The organism is Psychroserpens algicola (genome assembly GCF_014526325.1).
GTDB lineage: Bacteria > Bacteroidota > Bacteroidia > Flavobacteriales > Flavobacteriaceae > Psychroserpens > Psychroserpens algicola.
The window spans coordinates 1-3366 of the sequence record NZ_JACNMJ010000014.1 but is presented as its reverse complement, the minus strand read 5'-3'; the positions used below and the strand labels follow the sequence as shown (position 1 = coordinate 3366).

The following is a 3366-nucleotide window of genomic DNA, read 5'->3' as shown; positions in this document are numbered from 1 at the left end:
ACAAGTAAAGACATAGAGATAACAGGAGGCGATCCTAGTTTATCGGTGAGTTACCATGAGACTATGGCAGATGCAGATAATAATGTAAATGCCTTAACGAGTCCATATAATAATATCGTAGAAGATATGCAAACGGTTTATGTTCGTGTAGAGAGTTCAACGATATCGACAGACTGCGCCACTTTAGTAGAATTGGTTTTAATTGTAAATCCTACTCCTCAATTAGGAGCAGCTCCAACGGCATTGGAGATTTGTGATGATTTGTCAGCAGATGGATTTGGACAGTTTGATTTAACGAGTAAGAATGCAGAGATTTTACAGAATTTAGCAGATCCTACACAATATACAGTAACGTATTATGAGAATGAGGCTAATGCAGACACACCTATAAATGCGATAGCGAACCCTGCAAATTATACCAATACGACAGCATTTAATCAAACCCTATGGGTTCGAGTAGAAGATAATATTACGGGATGCTATAAATTAACCACGTTAGAGTTAATTGTAAATGCATTACCGGTACTTATTCAACCATCACCATTAGAGTTGTGTGATGATAATAATCCTGGCGATGAGATGGAATCGTTTATGCTAGAAGATGCAAGTGATGAGATATTAAACGGTCAAACAGGAATAAGTTTAACCTATTATGAGACTCAAGCCGATGCTGATAATGGTACAAACCCAATCACAAGTCCGTATACCAATATCGTAAATCCTCAAACTATTTTTGTGCGAGCTACCAATGATGTTACCGGATGTTTTGTAAGTACAACCGCAACGATATTATTACGAGTTAACCCAATTCCATCGCCAACGGCACCAATGGATTTAGAGGAGTGTGATGATGATAATGATGGATTTGCGAGTTTTGATTTAGAAGAGCGTACTTTAGAGATTATAGGAGGTGAATTAGATACTGTAGTGACCTATCACGAGACACAATCTGATGCAGAGACAGGTGATAATGTTCTAACAAGTCCTTACACCAATATTGTTATGGATGAGCAGGTGATTTACATCCGATTGACCAATACAGTTACAGGATGCTATAATGCTTCTGAAACATTAACGATTCGAGTGTTAGAATCTCCAGAGGTTCCTGTAGAGATAGATGATTATGTGATTTGTGACACCAATTCAGATGGGATTGCACAATTTGATTTAACAACCAAAGATGCAGAAATCATAGGCGGACAATCTGATGTTACATTAACATATCATGTTACAGCGGCTGATGCTGCAACAGGAAACAACCCGATAGCTAATGTTGGTAACTATACCAATACGAGTAATCCACAGACGATTTATGTACGATTGGTAAGTGATGTTAATGGCTGTGTAGATACAGGGATGTTTGATATCCGAGTAGAGTTACCACCAGTAGCAGTACAGCCAACACCATTAGAGTTATGTGATGACGAGATAGCAGATGAGCTTACCATTTTTGATTTAACACTAAAGGATAATGAGATAACAGCAGGAGAGGCAAGTTGGAGTGTGAGCTATTATGAGACTCAAGCCGATGCAGATGCACAAGAGAATGCAGTAGATGCAGAGGCGTATACCAATACCTCTATTGGAGGAGCACCAGCAAACCCGCAAACACTCTATGTTGTAGTAACCGATACAGATACAGGATGTACCGATCAAACGACTTTAACGATTCGAGTACTACCCAACCCAACACCAACAAGTGTGTTACCAGAACTGATTTTATGTGATGATATCAATCCTGGAGATATGGAGGAAGTCTTTGATTTAACCACTAATGAGTTGTTATTACTCAATGGTGAAGTAGGAGTTACCCCAACCTATCATGAGAGTGCAGAAGATGCAGAAGAGGGGATAAATGCTATAGCAGACCCAACGATGTATACTAATACTAGTACACCACAGGTTATCTATGTACGAGTAACTAACGATATCACAGGATGTTATACGGTTGTAGATTTTACACTGATTGTAAATCCATTACCAGATGTTATTGCAGTAACAGACTTCATCGCTTGTGAGCTTAATAATGATGGGTTCTATGATTTTGATTTAACTCAAAAAGATGCAGAGATACTAAATGGTCAAGATCCGACGTTATTTACAGTGACTTACCATGCGACACAGCAAGATGCAGATGATTTAATGAATGCTTTAGTGAGTCCGTATACCAACACAAGTAATCCACAACAGATATTTGTAGCGATTACAAATAATGACACAGGTTGTTCAATAAGCACACCTAGTTTTAATGTGGAGGTACAGGAAGCAGCAGAGGCTAATAGTGATATGGAAGCGATTGTTTATGAGATTTGTGATGATGAGATGGATGATGATAATGACCCAACAAATAATAGTGCACAGTTTGATTTAGCGACTCAGAATGATTTGATACTCGATGGTCAAGACCCATTGAATTACATTGTGAGTTATTATGAGAGTGAGGCAGATGCAGAGTTAGGAGTTAATCCATTACCATTATTGTATGAGAATTTAGTTAATCCTCAGGTGATATGGGCACGTGTAGATAATGATACACCAGATGGAGCAGGTATGGATACTTCTATTTGTTATGCAGTAGCGCCATTAACGCTTCAGGTGAATCCATTACCAGTGTTTGATTTAGAGGATAGTTATATCCTATGTGTAGATACAAATGGAAGTGAGGTATTAAATGCACCAGTATTAGATACAGGTTTAACTACGCCAGAGTATAGCTTTACATGGTTTTTAAACGGAACAGAAATCACAGGCGCCACACAAGGGAGTTACATGCCGAGTGAAGGAGGAACATATAGTGTAACTGTCGTTGATGCGAGTAGTTCACCAAATACGATGTGTGAGAGTAGTGATTCAACAGAGGTTATAGAGAGTGATCCACCAGAGGTGATAGCTACGGTAACGACAGAGGCATTTGCAGACACCCATGTGATAGAGGTTAGTGTAGATGGTGTTGGAGATTATGAGTACAATTTAGATGGAGGTCCATGGCAGGATGAGCCACTGTTTGTAGATGTTTCTATAGGCGAGCATGTAGTAACAGCCAGAGATAAGAATGGTTGTGGAGAAGCTAGTGATCAGGTGATTGTAATGGACTATCCAAAGTTCTTTACCCCTAACGGAGATGGATATCATGATACCTGGAAGATAAGCTTTCCAGATAATAGTCAAATAAACGCAAAAATTTATATATTTGACAGATACGGAAAGCTACTTAAGCAACTCAGTCCAACGGGAGAAGGTTGGAATGGTACCTATAATGGTAATGAGATGCCAACCAGCGATTATTGGTTTGTTGTAGAGTACAATGATCCTAATAATTTAGAAAATCGTAAAGAATTTAAAGCCCATTTTACCCTGAAAAGATAA

At 38.8% G+C, this 3366-nt stretch carries 1 protein-coding gene; it reads left to right on the top strand.

The genetic code is table 11. The features are described from left to right. On the top strand, window positions 1–3366 hold a 3366-nt coding region (locus tag H7350_RS16970), incomplete at its 5' end, for a T9SS type B sorting domain-containing protein (RefSeq protein WP_204347119.1).